Consider the following 17,107-nt stretch of genomic DNA (forward strand, 5'->3'; position numbering starts at 1 on the left):
ATAGTGAGGCCCCGGAGCGTCCGACCGCGTCGCGACGCTCCGCAGCAAGCACCCGCCGGCCCGCCTTCGCAGGCGTGGCACGCCTCGCAGTGACGGAGCAGTCGATGGTCAAGCAGGAACGCGCTGCACGCACGCGTGAAACTCTGATCCGGTCCGCAGCCGAGACCTTCGAGCGGGACGGCTTCTCGGTGGCCTCCCTCACCGCGATCAGTTCGCTGGCCGGGGTGAGCAACGGGGCGCTGCACTTCCACTTCCCCAGCAAGGCCGCGCTGGCGAACGCCGTGGAGGAGGTGGCGCTGACCCGGCTTCTGGCGCTCACGGGGGACGCCCGTGCGGAAGGGGGCGTGTTCCGGCCCGGGTTGAGCCGTGTGCAGCTCATTGTCGACGTCACCCACGGGCTCGCGGCGGCGCTGCGCGCCGACCCGGTGCTGCGGGCCGGGTTCGCACTCAGCGGTGACTTGTCCCGGCCGCGCCCGGGCGACCTGCGCGAACGGTGGCGCCGCTGGGTCGAGGATGCGTTGTGGCAGGCGGAGGAGGACGGGGAGTTGCGTCCGGAGACGGAGGCCGGGGACGTGGCGACCGCCGTGGTGGCGGCCACCGTGGGCTTCGAGGTGCTCGCCGTACGGGACGGCGCGTGGCTTTCGGCGGCGACGGTGACCCGGTTCTGGCGGCTGCTGCTGCCGACGGTCGTACCGGCGGCCCGGCTCGCCGGTTTCGAGGCCGCCGGGACGGTCAGGCTCTCCCCTTAGTCATCGCGCCAGTCCCTCTGGTCCCTGTCGTTCCCGTGGCCCCGCCGGGGCCACGGGACGGTGCCCCGGCCCCCCGCTCGCACGCGGGGGGCCGGGGCCGCTTCGTTCGGGGTGAACGGGCGGGCGGATCCGCCTGTTCACCGTACTTGTGCAGAGACTTTGCGGTTTGTTTTGCCAAATCTAGGGCTGTTCTGGAGGGGGTACGGAGCGAAGCTGCAGCGCCGTCCGGGCTCTGGCGGTCTCGTGAAAGTGCAGGTCAGGGCCAGATTTTGAGGGTTCGTTAGGTGAGCTAAGAAACAAAACAGCGCGGTCGGTTTCGTATTGACAAACCGCCGGTCCTGTTTTTTACTGGCGAAGTCTCATCCACGGACAGGGGAGTACGGCGTGGACATCGAAGTACTGGGCACACTGGCGGTGCGCGAACGCGGAGTCTCCGTGACGCCGACCGCCCCGAAGCCGCGACAGGTGCTGGCACTGCTGGCGCTCCATGCCGACCAGGTCGTTCCGGTGTCGGCTCTCATCGAGGAACTGTGGCAGGGGGCCCCGCCGCGCAGCGCGCGGACCACACTGCAGACCTACGTCCTGCAGCTGCGGGCCCTCATCGCGACCGCCCTGGAAGAGGGGGAGGCCGCCGGCGGGGGCGAAGCGGCCACCGCCGGCCGGCGTACCGCCAAGGACGTGCTCGTCACCCTGCCCGGCGGCTACCTGCTCAACAGCGGCGGCGGCACCAGCGACGTCCGCGAGTTCGACCGGCTCGCCGGCATGGGCTACCGGGCGATGGACGCGGGCGACTTCCCGAACGCGGCCCGGCTGCTGCGCGAGGCGCTGGCGCTGTGGTCCGGACCGGCCTTCGCCGACGTACCCGGCGGCATCCAGCTGGACATGGAGACGCGGCGGCTGGAGGAGACCAGGCTCTGCGCGCTCGACCAGCGCATCGAGGCCGATCTGCGGATCGGCCGGCACCGCGAACTGCTGGCCGAACTCACCGTGCTGGCCAGCCGCTACCGCACGCACGAGAACCTGCACGGCCAGTTCATGCTGGCCCTGCACCGCTCCGGTCGCCGCGGCGAGGCCCTCGACGTCTACCAGCGGCTGCGCGCCACGCTCGTACGCGAGCTGGGGCTGGAGCCCTCGGTCGCCCTGCGCCGGCTGCAGCGTTCCATCCTCATGGCCGGCCCCGAGGCCCCCGTGGCGGCGGAGGCCGGCAGCGAGCGACTCGTACGCGTGGGCTGAGATGGCCGCCGCACGCGAGACCGACACCGGGAACGCGGCCGGGACCGGGGCCCGGGGCCGGGGGCGCTTCCGGACCACGGACCGAGGAGGCAGCGCCGTGCAGGAGAGGTCGGAGCGGACCCGCAGGAAGCTCGTGCACGCGGGCGCCGAGATGTTCCACCGCAACGGTTACGCGAACGCGACGCTCCTGGAGATCGCGGCGTTCGCCGGAGTGACGAAGGGCGCGCTGTACTTCCACTTCGCCTCCAAGGACGAACTGGCGGCGGCGGTGCAGCTGCGCGGTTGTGAGCTGCTGCGCGAAGCGGTGCGCGAACTGCGCGCGTCCTGCCGCTCTCCGCTCCAGATCCTGGTCGACACGACGCACTGGCTCGCGCTCAACTTGCGTGAGGAACCGGCGATTCCGGCCAGCTTCCGCATCACCAAGGAGTGCGCCGGGCTGCCCGAGCAGCCCGCCACCGATTTCCACCGGATCTGGCTCGCGGAGGTCTGCGGACTGCTGCGCGAGGCCCGGGACGCGGGCGAACTGCGCGCGGAGGGCCGCTGGGAGAGCATCGAATCCCTGGTCGCCGCCGCAGCCTGCGGCATCGAGGCGCTGGCGGCCACGGGCATGCCGTACGCCGAGCTGCAGCGCCGGGTGTCGGGACTGTGGTCGCTGCTGCTGCCGAGCCTGGTGCCGGAGGGCGCGGAACGGGAGTTCCGGGTCGGAATGCCGGACCCCGACACGGCGCCCGGGCGGGTGGGGGAGGCCGGGGACGAGGTCCGGCACACGGGTGTCCACCACTCGTCCCGTCCGGTGTTCTCCGGCAGCAGCGCGTGAGCGCGACCGTGTTCCACCCGACGGCTTGGAGGAGCCTGCGATGACGATGGACCATCCTGCGGACGTACTGACCGACCTCATCGGAGTGCTCGGCGACGTCCTGCGCGTCAAGGCGGAGAAGATCGACCCCGAACAGACCTTCCAGTCCATGGGGCTCGACTCCCTGCTGGTCGTGGAGTTCGTGGCCGTCGTCAACACCCGGTACGGACTGCGCGTGCGCGCGACCGACCTGTACGACTTCCCGACCCCGGTGTCCTTCGCGCGCGAGGTCGCGCGGGCGGCGGGCAGCGCGGCCGCCGTGTCCGCGCCGGCTCCCGCCGTGACCGCACCGGTGGCTGCGGCCGGGCCGGTGCCCGCCGCGGCGGGGCACGAGGTGCCGGCCGCCGCCGCTGCCGCCACCGCCCGGCAGTCACCGGCGGCCGCCGCGGCGACCCGGATCGCGGAAGTGCTGCGCGAGCAGCTCGCGGGGATCCTGTGCTGCGACCCCTGGGACATCAACACCACGGCCGCGTTCAACGTGCTCGGTGTCGACTCGATGGTGGGTGCGGAGTTCATCGCCGTCGTGAACCGCAGCTTCGGCCTCCAGGAGCGGTCCGTCCTGCTGTACGAGCACCCGAACCTCGCCGCCATGGCCGCGTACATCGCCACGCGGACGGGAGCGGCGGCGCAGGCGGTCAGGGCCGTGCAGGTGGCGCAGGACCTCACCCCGGCCCCGCGGACGCCGGAGCCGGCCCTCCGGCCGGCCGTCGCGTGGTCCGCCCCCGCCCCCGCCCCCACCGCCACGGCCCCCGCTGTCATGGCCGCGGCGCCCGGCGTACGGCCGCTTGCGGGCGGCGGCCTCGACGCCCTGCTGGACGCGATCCGCGACGACCGGCTCACCGTGGACGAGGCCCTCGTGCTGCTCGGCCGCCGCGGCTGAAGCCGATTCACCGGACACCTCCCGAGCCGTGTCCCGATCCGAAAGACACGACCCAGAAGGAGCACGTCCAGATGGACGAGAAGGAAGTCCTGACCCGGTTCAAGAACGGCCAACTTGACCGGGCCCAGGTCGCCGCGCTGCTGACCGACGCCGGCACCGGGACGGGCCCCGTCGTCCTCGCACTGCCGGAACTCCAGCCGCACCCCGCCCCCGCGGAGCCGCCCGCTGAGCGGGCGGCGCAGCCGGCAGCCGGGCCCGTCGCCGTCGTCGGGATGGCCGGGCGCTATCCCGGGGCGTCCGACCTGGCCGCGTTCTGGCGGCAGGTGCGCGGCGGGCACGACAGCGCCTCGACCCCGCCGCCCGGCCGTCCCGGGGGAGAGGTCGGCCACTACCTGGAGCGCGTACAGGACTTCGACCCGGAGTTCTTCGGGATCGACGTGCACGAAGCCGCCCTGATGGACCCCCAGGAGCGGCTGTTCCTCGAAACCGCCTGGGAGGCCCTTGAGGACGCCGGCTGCACCGGCGGCCGCCTCGACGCCCTGACCGCCGCCGACGGGACCCCGCGCAGCGTCGGGGTGTTCACCGGCGCCGGGCCGGGCGACTACGCGCTGCTCGCCGCCCGCGGGTGGAGCCGAGAGCGGCCCCGTCCGATGCCGCGGGGCGGCCAGTGGAGCCTGCCCAACCGGCTCTCGGCCCTGCTCGGCCTGACCGGCCCCAGCCAGGCGGTGGACACCGCGCAGTCCTCGGTCCTCGTCGCCCTGCATCTCGCGCTCGCCGCCCTGCGGCGCGGCGAGTGCGCCGCCGCCCTCGTCGGCGGCGCGCGGCTGTTGCTGCACCCCTCCAGCCGGCACCCCGGCGCGGGCGAGGGCGTGGGCGCGCTGCTGCTCAAGCCGCTGGCGCGGGCCCTGGCCGACGGGGACGCCATCCGCTGCCTGGTGCGCGGCAGCGCGGTCGGGCACACCGCACCCGACCCGACGGCCCCGGGTCCGGGCCGCAGGCCCCGGGCCGCGGGCACGCGTACGGGGAGTGCCGGCGGGCGTGCGGCGGCCGCCGCCACCGTACGGGAGGACTCCGCGTCCGGGCCGGGGCGGGCCGCGGTGCCTGCGGGGCGGGTGTTGCGGGAGGCGCTGAAGGCTGCCGGATTGGAGGGGGAGGCCGTCGGAGTTCGTGAGGATGCCGGGGCCGTGCGCGGGATCGTGGGGGACGCGGGTGCCGTCACCGGGGCCGCCCTGCTGACGCGGGCCGTGCTCCAGCTGGGGCACCGGGTTCTGGCGCCCGGCCCGGACCGTGTCGAGGCACGGCCCTGGGAGAGCGGGGGGCACGGGCCGCGGCGGATCTGCGTGGGGGTGCGGGGTGCGGGCGGTGCGGACGCGGAGGTGGTGTTGGAGGAGTACCCGCCGGCCGCCGAGCCGCAGGTGGCCCCCGACCGGGCTTGCGCGGGGCCCGAGCTGTTCTTGCTGTCCGCCCCCACCCCGTCCCATCTGGCAGCCACCGCACGGCGGTTCGCCGAGATGCTGCGCGGGACCCGGCCGGTGCCGTCGCTCGGCGGGCTCGCGTCCGCCCTGCGGACCGGGCGGGCCGCCATGGACTGCCGCTTCGCGGCCGTCGTCGGGGACACCGGCGAACTGCTGCGGGTCCTGGAGGAGTTCGTACGGGACGGGGCGCCCTGCGCCGATCTGCGCGGGGGCGGGGCCGACCCGCTGGGGCTGGGGGCCGTACCGGAGACGGACGGGTACCTGGCCGCGCTCTGGCAGGCCGGGCACCTGCACCAGCTGCGGGGCCTGTGGCTGTCCGGGCTGGACGCCGACTGGGCGGCGCTGGAGGCGGCCCGCGGGCCGTCCGCCGCGGGGGTGGCGCTGCCCGCGTCCGCCTTCCTGCGCGTACCGCTGTGGCTGGGCGGCGAGGAGGGGCCGGCATGACGACGCTGCCGCTCGACCCGCTGGGACCGGGGGAGAACGAGCCGGCCCCGGTCAACCTGTGGTTCTGCCCCAACGAGGACCTGGCGCCGGGGATCGCGGCGACCTTGGCCTCGTACTGGCTGGACGAGAACGAGCAGGAGGTGGCGGGCCGGTTCCTGTTCGAACGCGACCGTCGGCAGTACCTCGTCGCGCACGCGCTGGTACGGCGGGTGCTGGCGCTGGAGACCGGCATTCCCGAGGCCGAGGCGATCATCTGGCGGTCCTCGCGCGGCCGGCCGTTCCTGCAGACGCCGGCCGGGGGACTGCCGCGGGGGGCCGACGCGCTGGACTTCAACCTCTCGCACGCCAACGCGTACAACCTGCTGGGGGTTTCGCGGGGACTGCGGATCGGTGTGGACGTGGAGCGGCTGGACCGGGGCGACCGGGGGCTGGACAACATCATCGCGACGTTCTCCGGGGAGGAGCAGGACTGGATCGCCAGTGCCGCGCCGGGGCGCCCGCGAGACCGGCGGGCGCTGCGGCTGTGGACGCTGAAGGAGGCGTACTCGAAGGCACGGGGGCTGGGTCTGGGGCTGCCGTTCGACTCCTTCGCTTTCGCGCTGGCCGAGGACCGGGGGGTGCTGTCGTTCCGGCCGCCCGCCGACGACTCGGCGCGGCGGTGGCGGTTCCTGGAGGTGGAGCCGGTGCCGGAGGTGCTCGCGGCGGTGGCGGTCGAGGTCGACTCCGAGCGCCCGCCGGCGGTCCACCTCCACCACGGGTTCCCCTGGGGCCGCGCGGCCCCCCGACGCCTGGTCCTGCCGGCACCGGCGGGTGTCTGAGCCGTCCCCGGCCGGGGACGGGAAGGCCCCGCCCCCGTATCGCCGGCGGCGGTGCGCCGACCGAGGCCGGTGTCCGGATTCCACCGTGGGCCACCGACGGGACGGGGTGCCGGAAATCGCTCGACGTGGAATTGAGGGGCGGCTGCCTTCAGGCGGAATTGTGCGCCGGAAGGCCGGAAATCGAGCGCTAATCGAGTGGAGCGGGGGAGGATTTCAGCCTTGGTCTTCGGCTGAATGGGAGAAACGGGCGTGGGCGGGGAGAGCGGCGTTCTCGAGGTGGGCGACGGGATCCACGCCTATGTGCAGCCCGAGGGCGGATGGTGCCTGAACAATGCGGGGATCATCAGCCGCGGAGGGTCCAGTGCGCTCGTCGACACCGCCGCCACCGAGGAGCGGGCCCGCCGGCTGCGCGAGGCCGCGGTACGGGTGGCGGGCCGGGCGCCCCGGGCGCTCGTCAACACGCATTTCCACGGGGACCACACCTACGGGAACTTTCTGTTTCCCGAGGCGCTCACGATCGGGCACGAGCGGACCCGGGCCATGGTCGGGGCCGCCGGGCTGCACATGGCCGGGCTGTGGCCCGACGTGTGCTGGGGGGACATCGAGGTCCGGCCGCCCGAGCTGACCTTCCGGGACCGCACGACACTGCACGTGGGGGACGTCCGGGCCGAGCTCATCCACATCGGACCGGCCGCCCACACCACCGACGACACCGTCGTCTGGCTGCCCGACCAGGGCGTGCTGTTCACCGGCGACCTCGTCATGAACGGGGTCACCCCGTTCTGCGTCATGGGGTCCGTCGAAGGGAGCCTGCGGGCCCTGGAGCGGCTGCGGGGGCTGGGGGCCACCACCGTCGTACCCGGTCACGGGCCCGTCGCGGGGCCCGAGGTGTTCGACGCCAACGAGGGTTACCTGCGCTGGGTGCAGCAGCTGGCCCGGGAGGGCGTCGCGGCCGGGGTGAGCCCGCTGGAGCTGGCCCGCGGCACCGATCTCGGGGCGTACGCCGAACTGCTCGACTCCGAGCGGCTGCTGCCCAACCTCCACCGCGGCTACGTGGAGGAGCAGGGCCGGCTGCCCGAGGGATCACCCCTCGACGTCGGCGCCCTGTTCGAGGAGATGACCGCCTTCCACGGGCGGCCCCTGGAGTGCCACGCCTGAGGTCAGGATGCCCAAGCGGAGCACCAGCCGCTCCTGCTCGCGCGCGAGCGCCTCGATCCGCGCCCCCAGGCGGGCTATCGCGCCGCCGAGTTCGTGGAGCGGGACGTCCGGCTCCGGCACCGACAGGGACGGCGAGTGGTGGAGGATCGCCTCCATGCGCCCGCGCAGGGCCGGGCCCGGCTCCACGCCGAGTCCGTCCACCAGCCGGCGCCGGGCGCGCTCGTACACGCCGAGCGCCTCGGCCTGGCGGCCGCAGCGGTACAGGGCCAGCATCTGGAGGTCGTAGAACCGCTCGCGCACCGGGTGGCGGGCCGTCAGCCGCTCCAGCTCCCGGGCGGCCTCGGCAGCCCGTCCGTTGCGCAGGTGGGCGTCGTACAGCGACTCCAGGGTGGTCAGCCGCAGCTCCTCCAGCCGCTCCGCCTCCCGTCCGCACAGGGGCCCCGGCCCACTGCCCTCCAGCGCCGGGCCGCGCCACAGGGCGAGGGCGCCGCCGAGCAGTTCCGCCGCCCGTACGGGATCGACGGCGAGCGTCGCCCGGCCCTGCACGGAGAGGTCGTGGAAGCGGTGGGCGTCCGTCCGCGTCGCGGGGCCTCCCAGGGAGTAGCCCGTCGTGTGGGTGGAGATCGGGTCATGGCCCGCGGTGGCGTGGAGCAGCCGGCGCAGGCGGGCCACATGGGCGTGCAGGGCGTTGGCCGCGCCCGCCGGCGGGCGGTCCCCCCACAGCTCGTGGATGAGCCGCTCGGCGGGAAGCACCCGGCCCGCCCCGACCACCAGGGAGCCCAGCAGCGCCCGCTGTTTGGCGCCGGAGGGCGCGACATGCGTCCCCGTGCGGCGGTCGAGCACCTCCACCGGGCCCAGGACGCGGAAGTCCGCCCGGGTGTCGTCGTCCACGGTTCCGCTGCCCCCCTTGCCGGCGGAAATGGAATTGTGCAGGTTTCAATGCCCTGAGCGGAATCTACCACCTTGTTTTCAACGTGCAACCATTTGGGACGGAGGGCGGCTCGACGCCTGCTTGAGAATTCGGGGACGGCGTACCGGCCACCGCTACGGTGCCGGAGTCGAAGGCTGAAAATCGATGGGAACTCGACGAAATACGGAGGACACCGTGAAGATTCAGGTTCTGGGTCCGTTGAGTGCCGAGGTCAACGGGGGCTCGATTGTTCCGACGGCTGGCAAGCCGCGCCAGATCCTGGCGCTGCTCGCGCTCTACCCGGGGCGGGTGATGCCCGTGCAGACCCTCATGGAGGAGATCTGGGGCACCGACCTCCCGCAGAGCGCGCTCACCACGCTGCAGACGTACATCCTGCAGCTGCGCCGCAGACTCGGCACTGCCATGGGGCCGGGCGTTCCGGGCAGCGCCAAGGACGTCCTCGCGACCCGGCACGGCGGCTACCTGCTGCAGATTCCGCCGGACGCGGTCGACGTCCACGCGTACGAGACCCTCGTGGCGGGCGGACAGCACGCGTACGAGGAGGGGGACGACGAGGCCGCGTCCGATCTGCTGCGCCGGGCGCTCGGCCTGTGGAACGGGCCGGCGCTGGTCGACGTCCGCGTGGGACCGATCCTGGAGATCGAGGTCATGCGGCTGGAGGAGAGCCGGCTCGTGACGGTGGAGCGGCGCATCGACGCCGACCTGCGGCTCGGCCGCCACGTCGAGGTCATCGCCGAGCTGACCGAGCTGATCGCCCGGCACCCGCAGCACGAGGGCCTGCACTCGCAGGCCATGGTCGCGCTGTACCGCTCCGGCCGCCAGGCCACCGCGCTGGACGTCTACCGCAGGCTGCGCAACCGCCTGATCGACGAACTCGGAGTGGAGCCGTCCCCGCAGCTGCAGCGCCTGCACCAGGCGATGCTGACGGTGGATCCGGCACTGGACGTGGTGTCGGGGCCGCGCCGGGGCTCCACGTTCGACCTGTACGCGGCGTAGTCGGCCGGGGGTGCCGCGCGGGCGCCCTCGGCCGGAGGCCGCCGCCTCGCCCCGCCCCCGCTGCGGGGGCCGCCATCCGTCCGCACCGCCTCTCTGGACCCGTGCACACCGATTCGAGCCGGTCTCAAGCGCCTTCGGTGAGTGTCGAGGCCTACGCGGTGGGTTCCTGGGAGGTGGCGATGGGCGACGGACAGGCCGTACGGCTGCACTGTTTCGCACACGCGGGGGCCGGAGTGTCCTCGTTCTACCGGTGGGACAAGCTCGCCGGGAGCGGAGTGAGGACCACGCCCTGGCTGCTGCCCGGGCGCGACGAAAGGCGCCGCGAGGTCCGGCTGACCACCCGCGACGAGCTCCTGTCCGACCTCAAACCGCTCTTCGAGCAGATCGCCGGCGAACCCGGCGCCCCCTACGTCCTCTACGGGCACAGCCTCGGCGCGACGGTCGCCCTCACGGTCGCCCACGCCGCGCTGGAGTACGGGCTGCCGATGCCCGCGCTGCTCGCTGTCGGTGCCAGCCCGCCGCCGGACCTGCCGGCCGCCCTCGCGAACTCCGCCGGGCTGCCGGACGAGGAACTGCTGCGCGTCCTGGACCGCTTCGACGCCCTGCCGCCCGGCGTGCAGCCCGGAGACGTGTGGTTCCGCTCCGTCTTCCCCGTGCTCCGCGCCGACCTGCGCCTCGCCCGCAGCCTGCGGGCCGCCGCCGTCGCGCCGACCGCGCCCGGCCCCGTGCCCGTACCGGTGCTCGCGGTCACCGGCAGCGAGGACCCCCTCGTGGGCCCCGAGGCGGCCGCGGGCTGGCAGCGCTGGACCACCGGCCGGTTCGTGCGGCGGACCGTGCCCGGCGGCCACTTCTTCGTCCGGGGCGGCGAACTGCCCCGGATGCTCGGCCGGGCCGCCCGCATCGTGCTGCGCCCACACCACACAGAACAGGGGGACGGGCGATGAGACGCGTCGTCATCACGGGCATCGGGGTCGTGGCCCCGGGGCGCCCGGGCACCAAGGAATTCTGGTCGCTGCTGACCGACGGCCGGACGGCCACCCGCGCCATCACCCTCTTCGACGCCTCCGGATTCCGCTCCCGGATCGCCGCCGAGGCCGACTTCGACCCGCAGGAGTCCGGGCTCACCGCCGAACAGGCCGGACGCCTGGACCGCGCCGCCCAGTTCGCCGTCGTCAGCGCCCGCGAGGCCCTCGCGGACAGCGGCCTGGCCGGCTCGTACGACGCCACGCGCACCGGGGTCACCCTCGGCAGCGCGCTCGGCTGCACCACCGGCCTCGACGCCGAGTACGGGGTGGTCAGCGAGCGGGGCACCCGTACGCTCGTCGACCACACCAAGGCCGTGCCCCACCTGTACGACTACTTCGTTCCCAGCTCCATGGCGGCCGAGGTGGCCCGTACCGCCGGCGCCCAGGGGCCCGTGGCGCTCGTGTCCACCGGCTGCACGTCCGGCCTCGACGCGATCGGGCACGCCGTCGACCTCGTCCGCGAGGGCAGCGCCGACGTCATGGTCACCGGCGCGGCCGAGGCGCCCATCACGCCGATCACCGCGGCCTGCTTCGACGCCATCCGCGCCACCTCCACCCGCAACGACGAGCCGGAGACCGCCTCGCGGCCCTTCGACCGCACCCGCAACGGGTTCGTCCTGGGGGAGGGCTCGGCCGTCCTCGTCATCGAGGAGTACGAGCACGCCCGCGCGCGCGGCGCCCACGTCTACGCCGAGATCTCGGGTTTCGCCTCGCGCAGCAACGCCTACCACATGACCGGACTGCGGCCCGACGGCATCGAGATGGCCGCCGCGATCACGGCCGCGCTCGCCGAGGCGGAACTGGTGCCCGGGGACATCGACTACGTCAACGCGCACGGATCCGGCACCAAGCAGAACGACAAGCACGAGACCGAGGCGTTCAAACGGAGCCTGGGGCAGCGGGCGTACGAGGTCCCCGTCAGCTCGATCAAGTCGATGATCGGGCACTCCCTCGGCGCGATCGGCGCCCTCGAAGTGGCCGCCTGCGCCCTCGCCATCGAGTACGACACCGTCCCGCCGACGGCGAACCTGCACGAGCCCGACCCGGCCTGCGACCTCGACTACACCCCGCTGACCGCCCGCCGGCAGCGCACCGACGCCGTCCTGACCGTCGGCAGCGGCTTCGGCGGGTTCCAGAGCGCCATGATCCTGACCAGCCCGACCCTGAAGGCGGACCGATGACCACCGCTGTCGCCGCCTCCGTCGCCGCCCCCGTCCCGGCGGCCTCCCGTACCGCCGCCCCCGTCGTCACCGGCATCGGGGTCGCCGCGCCCAACGGGCTCGGCACCGAGGCCTGGTGGTCGGCCGTCCTGCGCGGCCGCTCCGGCATCCGGCCCGTCAGCCGGTTCGACGCGAGCGGCTACCCGGCGAAGCTGGCGGGGGAGGTGCCCGGATTCGTCGACGCCGAGCACGTCTCCAGCCGGCTCATGCCGCAGACCGACCGCGTCACCCGGCTCTCGCTGGCCGCCGCGAAGGAGGCCCTCGACGACGCCGGGGCCGATCCCGCGCAGCTGCCCGAGCACGCCGCCGGCGTGGTCACCGCCAACTCCTTCGGCGGCTTCGAGTTCGGCCAGCAGGAGCTCCAAGCGCTGTGGAGCAAGGGCGGCCAGCACGTCTCCGCGTACCAGTCCTTCGCCTGGTTCTACGCCGTCAACAGCGGTCAGATCTCGATCAAGCACGGCCTGCGCGGTGCCTCCGGAGTGATCGTCTCCGAGCAGGCCGGCGGGCTCGACGCGATGGCCCACGCCCGCCGCCAGATCCGCAAGGGCGCCGAGCTCGTCGTCACCGGCGGCATCGACTCCGCCCTCTGCCCCTGGGGCTGGGCCGCCTATCTGGCCGGGGGAGGGCTCACCGACTGCGAGGACCCGGCCCGCGCCTACCGGCCGTTCGCCGAGGACGCGAGCGGCCACGTCGCCGGCGAGGGCGGCGCGCTGCTGGTCCTGGAGGGCGCCGAGGAGGCCCGCCGGCGCGGCGCCCGCGTCCACGGCGTCCTCGCCGGACACGCCGCCACCTTCGACGCCGACGGGACCTCCCGGCTCGGCAAGGCCGCGGAACTGGCACTGGCCGACGCGGGCGTGCACCCCGACGAGATCGACGTCGTCTTCGCCGACGCGGCGGGCGAACGCGGAGCCGACCGCGCCGAAGCCGAGGCCATCGCCGCCCTGTTCGGCCCGTACGGGGTGCCCGTCACCGCGCCCAAGTCGATGACCGGGCGCCTCGCCGCCGGGGGTGCCGCGCTCGACGTGGCCGCCGCCCTGCTCACCCTGCGCGACCAGCTGATCCCGCCGACCACCGGAACCGAGCTCCCGGCCGAGGAGTACCGGCTGGACCTGGTCACCGGCGCGCCCGCCCCCGCCACGGGGCTGCCGCTGCGGACCGCGCTCGTCCTGGCCCGCGGCCGCGGCGGCTTCAACTCCGCCGTCGTCGTACGCGCCGCCGACGCCTGACGCCTGCCCCGTACCCAGAACAAGCCACCCACCAGAAACAAGAGGGAGACCATGGACCGGCTGGAACTCGACGAACTGAAGCGCGTCCTGCGCGAGTGCGCGGGCGAGGAGGAGGGCGTGGACCTCGACGGCGACGTCCTCGACCTGAACTGGTTCGAACTGGGCTACGACTCGCTCGCGGTCCTCCAGACCACCGGCCACATCGAGCGCGAGTACGACGTGCAGCTCGACGAGGAGGCCCTCGACGACGCCGACACCCCCCGCCGCTACCTCGCCATGGTCAACGAGGTGCTCTCCGCACGGGCAGCGGCCTGATTCGGTGATCCAAGAACCCCCCACCACCGGCACCGGCACCGGCGCCGGTGTCGACACCGACGTCTGCGTCATCGGCGCCGGCCCCGCCGGGCTGGCGCTCACGCTCATGCTGCTGCGCTCCGGCGTCCGCGTCACCCTGGTCGAACGCTCCACCGCCTTCCGCCGCGACTTCCACGGCGAGATCCTCCAGCCGGGCGGCCAGCGGATCCTCGACGAGCTCGGCGTCCTGGCCCGGGCGACGGCCCGCGGCGCGGCCCGCCTGAGCGGGTTCCAGGTACTGGAGCGGGAGCGGGTGCTGCTCGACGTCGACTACGGGCGGCTGCGCGGCCCGTACGACCACCTGCTGGCCCTCCCGCAGCCCCACCTGCTGGAGGAACTCCTCGCCGCCTGCCGGGAACTGCCGGGGTTCACCCTGCTCGAAGGGCACCGGATCGCCGCGCTCCGCCAGAAGCGCCCGGACCGCCCGTGCACGGGCGCCGTGGTCAACGGCCCCGACCGGGTGCCCGTCACCGTACGCGCCCAGGTGGTCGTCGGCGCCGACGGCCGGTTCTCCAAGACGCGCGCGCTCGCCGGCATCGATGCCGGTCGCCTCGACTCCTTCGCCCACGACGTGGTCGGGTTCTCGGTGCACGCGCCCGGCCGGTCCACCGGTCGGGTACGGGTGCACCGCGGGCCGGGCAGCGCCGTACTCGTCCACGACACCCACCCCGACCGGCTGCGGATCGGCTGGACCCTGCCGCACGGCGGCTGGCGCGGCGTCGCGCGGCGCGGCGTCGAGGACATCCGCCGGGAACTGGCCGAGGCGCTGCCGCAGTACGCCGACCTCGTGCACGGGCAGATCACCTCGATGGCCGACCTGACCCTGCTCGACGTGTTCGCCTCGCACGCCGGGGAGTGGGTGCGCGACGGGCTCGTCCTGCTCGGCGACAGCGCCCACACCCACGGGCCGATCGGCGCCCAGGGCATCAACCTGGCCCTCCAGGACGCCGCCGCGCTGCACCCCGTACTCGTCTCCGCCCTGGCCGACGGGGAGCCGACGGCGCGGCGCCTCGCGCCCTACCGGGACCGGCGCGCCCCGGCGGCCGCCGCCGTGCACCGCATGCAGGTCGTGCAGGCCCGCTCGCTGTTCGGCGGGGCCGGGCCGGCCGCCTTCCTGCGGGCGCGGGCGGCGGCGGTCGTCACCCGCACCCCGATCGGCACGAAGATCACCCGGGAGGTCGCGCACGGCCAGGATCCGGCGGGGGTCCGCACCGACCTGTTCCCGGTGCTGCACGTCAACCGCTCCCTGTAGAGGTACGCGTACGGGGCCGGACCGATCAGGCCGGATCCGGCCTGATACGGCCCGATCCGGCCGGATGCGGCCAGATCCGGTCGGCTGTGTGAATCGGCCGGAAAATGGGGCAGTTCTACGTGGAACTTGCCAACTTCCAGGTGGAATAAGACATTCAGAGTCTGAGGCTTGCTGTTTTGCCAGACCTTGCCTGAGAATTGACTTTAACTTGACCTGTCCTTCTCGGGGGCGTTCCAGCGGTGTGCATTGAGGGAGGGGAGGGCGCATGGACGGAACCATGACCGTGGTGATCGCGCCCGGTTCACCGCTCGCACTCGACCTGCTCGGCCCCCTCGACGCCCCGCTCCTGGCCAGCGCACTCGCCATGGCCGCCCCCTGCGAGCCGACGCTGCACCGGCACACCGCGACCCACCACACCCTCCAGCTCACCTGCCGGCCCGGTGAGCGGCCCGCCCAACGGCCCGGCCTGGCCGGCCGGCTCGCGGACCTGCTCACCGACCCGGCGGCGGCCGACGGCCACCCGGGCCGGCGGCCGGGCGTGCCGGCCGCCCTCCCGCAGCTGTCGCCCCCCGGCTGGGCGGAGCACCAGGCCGGAGCGGCCGCCGGGCTGCCCGCCTCCGCCCGCCAGCGCGAGGTGCTGCTCGACGCCATGGCCGCACCGGCCGGACCGCAGCTCCACCTCGGGCAGTTGCACCTGCGCTGGTACGGGCCGCTGGACCGGCACCGCTTCGACGAGGCCTGGCAGGCGGTCTGCGACCGCGAGTCCGTGCTGCGCGCCGCGTTCGCCCCGGGCCCCGGCCGGGGCGGCAGCGGTCCCGTCGTCACCGTGCACGAACGGGCCGAGATGCGGGTGCGCCACGACTCCGACGAGCCCGACGAGCCCGACGAGCCCGACGACGCGGCCGGAGGGGCGGCCGGAGGGGCGGCCGCCTGGGCCGCCGTGCTCCGCGCCGAGCGGGAGCGGCCCGTGGACCTCGGCCGGCCCGGCCCGCTGAGCGTCCGCTGTGTCGAGGGGGCGGCCGGATCCCACGCCCCCGACGCCCGGATCGTCCTGACGTACCACCAGGCCCTGCTCGACGCCCCGAGCGTGCACATGCTGCTGCGCTCCTTCCTGCGGGCGTACGCGGCCGACGGCCGCGCCGCGGGCGGCGAGCGCCGCCCGGGGCTGCCCGACCACCTGCGCTGGCTGGGCGCCCGGGACCAGGGCCCGGCCCGCGAGTTCTGGGCCCGGGCCGCCCCGCCCCCCGGGGCCCGTACGTTTCCGGCGGTCGCCCCGGTGGCGGGCCGCGGTCCGGCGCCGGACCCGGCTCCGGCACCTGCGGCCGGCAGGGGGTACGGCCGGGCCGTGGAGCGGCTCAACCCCACCGAAGCGGTACGGCTGCGGGGATGGGCCGCCTCGTGCGGGGTCGCGGAGAGCACCGCCCTGCACGCGGCCTGGGCCCTGCGACTGCACCGGGCCGCCCAGCCCGGCGCGGTCGGCGAGAGCGTCCCGGTCGCCTTCGGCGTGAGCGTCTCCGGCCGCGGCATATCCCTCGAAGGCGCGGACCGGCTGCCCGGACCGCTCCGCAACCCGCTGCCGCTTTCCGTGGACGTGGACCCGGCGGCCCCGCTCGCCCGGCTGCTGACCGACCTCCGGGACCGGGCGCTGGGCCTCGCCGCGTACGAGTGGGTCTCCGACGGGCAGATCCGGGAGCAGACCCGCGGGAGCGGCGGTCCCGCGCAGCCGCCGCAGACCGAATCGCTGATCACCTTCGAGCGGGTGCCCGCCCGCCCGGGGGCGGACGGCGTCGGCGATCCGCTCGACGAGGAACTGGCCGCGGCCGGTGTCCGCGTGGGACCGGCGGAGGCCGTCGAGGCCCACACCGGGCTGCCGTTCGTCCTCACCGCCCGCCACGACCGCGCGGGCGGCCTCGTCCTGACCGCCGACAGCGACCGCTCCCGCCTCGCCGACGCCGACGCGGCCCGGATCCTTGAGCAGGTCGCGCTCCTGCTGCGCGAGCTACCCGAGGCCGACCTCCACCGCGCCACCGTCGCCGACGCGCTGACGCTGCTCGAAGGCCTGCCCCTGCCGGGCGCGGTGGCCGCAGCGCACACGGCCGCGCCCCGGCTGCTGACGCTGCGCCCCGCCGCGTATCCCGGTGCCGGGACGGTGCTCCTCGTACCGCCCCCGGACGCGCCGGCGGAGTGCTACGCGGAGGTGGCGCGGGCCCACCGGGGACTGCAGGCGCTGGTCACCCTCGATGCCCCGGCCGACGCCACGGCCTGCATAGAGGCGCTGCGGCCGTTCCTCGCCGCGGGCGAACCGCTGCTGCTGGGCTGCTTCTCCGGCGGCGGAGCCGTCGCGTACGAGGTGGCCGAGCGCATCGGCGCCCACGGCTGGCGGGCCCCGCTGGTGTCGATCGGCGGCACCGCCGACGGCGGCCCCGCCTCGGCCCGGGACCTCTCCCGGGCCCTGTGGGCCGCCGCGCACCACGAGTCGTAGCGGGGCCG

Annotated in this window: 15 protein-coding genes; 14 read left to right on the forward strand and 1 reads right to left on the reverse strand. The window is 74.7% G+C overall.

Annotated features, from left to right (window positions below; all coding sequences use genetic code 11):
• Window positions 1–74 precede the first annotated feature (74 nt).
• The 7 genes from ACFYXV_RS19140 to ACFYXV_RS19170 all read left to right on the forward strand — a co-directional run bounded on the left by ACFYXV_RS19140 (window position 75) and on the right by ACFYXV_RS19170 (window position 7,613).
• Window positions 75–749, forward strand: coding sequence for a ScbR family autoregulator-binding transcription factor (locus ACFYXV_RS19140; protein WP_385476867.1), 675 nt, complete (start codon window positions 75–77; stop codon window positions 747–749).
• A gap of 384 nt (window positions 750–1,133) precedes the next feature.
• Window positions 1,134–1,982: a BTAD domain-containing putative transcriptional regulator gene (locus ACFYXV_RS19145; RefSeq protein ID WP_389383533.1), complete on the forward strand. Its 849-nt coding sequence runs from the start codon at window positions 1,134–1,136 to the stop codon at window positions 1,980–1,982.
• A 97-nt stretch (window positions 1,983–2,079) separates the two neighbouring features.
• Entirely contained in the window at window positions 2,080–2,799 is a 720-nt protein-coding gene (locus ACFYXV_RS19150) for a ScbR family autoregulator-binding transcription factor (protein ID WP_385466854.1), read from the forward strand.
• A gap of 40 nt (window positions 2,800–2,839) precedes the next feature.
• Window positions 2,840–3,718, forward strand: coding sequence for a phosphopantetheine-binding protein (locus ACFYXV_RS19155; protein ID WP_389383534.1), 879 nt, complete (start codon window positions 2,840–2,842; stop codon window positions 3,716–3,718).
• Between the two features lie 71 nt (window positions 3,719–3,789).
• The gene (locus tag ACFYXV_RS19160; protein WP_389383535.1) at window positions 3,790–5,637 is read left to right on the forward strand and encodes a beta-ketoacyl synthase N-terminal-like domain-containing protein; all 1,848 of its coding nucleotides are present in this window, start codon (window positions 3,790–3,792) and stop codon (window positions 5,635–5,637) included.
• Window positions 5,634–6,455, forward strand: coding sequence for a 4'-phosphopantetheinyl transferase family protein (locus tag ACFYXV_RS19165; RefSeq protein WP_385466845.1), 822 nt, complete (start codon window positions 5,634–5,636; stop codon window positions 6,453–6,455). Before ACFYXV_RS19160 ends, ACFYXV_RS19165 begins: the two co-directional genes overlap by 4 nt.
• A gap of 249 nt (window positions 6,456–6,704) precedes the next feature.
• Window positions 6,705–7,613 (forward strand): MBL fold metallo-hydrolase, encoded by a 909-nt coding sequence (locus ACFYXV_RS19170; RefSeq protein ID WP_389383536.1) that lies wholly within the window; start codon window positions 6,705–6,707, stop codon window positions 7,611–7,613.
• On the opposite strand, the gene ACFYXV_RS19175 is transcribed toward ACFYXV_RS19170, so the two are convergent.
• Entirely contained in the window at window positions 7,539–8,504 is a 966-nt protein-coding gene (locus ACFYXV_RS19175) for a BTAD domain-containing putative transcriptional regulator (RefSeq protein WP_389383537.1), read from the reverse strand. The two genes, ACFYXV_RS19170 and ACFYXV_RS19175, sit on opposite strands and share 75 nt — an antisense overlap.
• Before the next feature lie 214 nt (window positions 8,505–8,718).
• Here ACFYXV_RS19175 and ACFYXV_RS19180 point away from each other — a divergent pair, with 214 nt between their 5' ends.
• From ACFYXV_RS19180 to ACFYXV_RS19210, 7 genes are all read left to right on the forward strand, one after another.
• A complete protein-coding gene (locus tag ACFYXV_RS19180; RefSeq protein WP_385466836.1) occupies window positions 8,719–9,540 on the forward strand; it encodes a BTAD domain-containing putative transcriptional regulator in 822 nt (273 codons plus the stop codon).
• Window positions 9,541–9,677: 137 nt separating this feature from the next.
• Complete coding sequence (locus ACFYXV_RS19185; RefSeq protein WP_385466833.1) at window positions 9,678–10,484, forward strand: thioesterase II family protein; 807 nt, start codon at window positions 9,678–9,680, stop codon at window positions 10,482–10,484.
• Complete coding sequence (locus ACFYXV_RS19190) at window positions 10,481–11,746, forward strand: beta-ketoacyl-[acyl-carrier-protein] synthase family protein (protein WP_389383538.1); 1,266 nt, start codon at window positions 10,481–10,483, stop codon at window positions 11,744–11,746. The genes ACFYXV_RS19185 and ACFYXV_RS19190 overlap by 4 nt, the downstream gene beginning before the upstream one ends.
• Window positions 11,743–13,011 (forward strand): ketosynthase chain-length factor, encoded by a 1,269-nt coding sequence (locus tag ACFYXV_RS19195; RefSeq protein ID WP_389383539.1) that lies wholly within the window; start codon window positions 11,743–11,745, stop codon window positions 13,009–13,011. The genes ACFYXV_RS19190 and ACFYXV_RS19195 overlap by 4 nt, the downstream gene beginning before the upstream one ends.
• Window positions 13,012–13,062: 51 nt before the next feature.
• Window positions 13,063–13,326 carry an acyl carrier protein gene (locus tag ACFYXV_RS19200; RefSeq protein WP_385466824.1) on the forward strand — a complete coding sequence of 88 codons (264 nt, stop codon included), beginning with the start codon at window positions 13,063–13,065 and terminating at the stop codon, window positions 13,324–13,326.
• A 4-nt stretch (window positions 13,327–13,330) separates the two neighbouring features.
• A complete protein-coding gene (locus ACFYXV_RS19205; RefSeq protein WP_389383540.1) occupies window positions 13,331–14,617 on the forward strand; it encodes an FAD-dependent monooxygenase in 1,287 nt (428 codons plus the stop codon).
• A gap of 265 nt (window positions 14,618–14,882) precedes the next feature.
• Window positions 14,883–17,099: a condensation domain-containing protein gene (locus ACFYXV_RS19210; RefSeq protein WP_389383541.1), complete on the forward strand. Its 2,217-nt coding sequence runs from the start codon at window positions 14,883–14,885 to the stop codon at window positions 17,097–17,099.
• The last annotated feature ends 8 nt before the right edge of the window (window positions 17,100–17,107 follow it).

Source organism: Streptomyces sp. NPDC002181 (assembly GCF_042890485.1).
Taxonomy (GTDB): Bacteria; Actinomycetota; Actinomycetes; order Streptomycetales; family Streptomycetaceae; genus Streptomyces.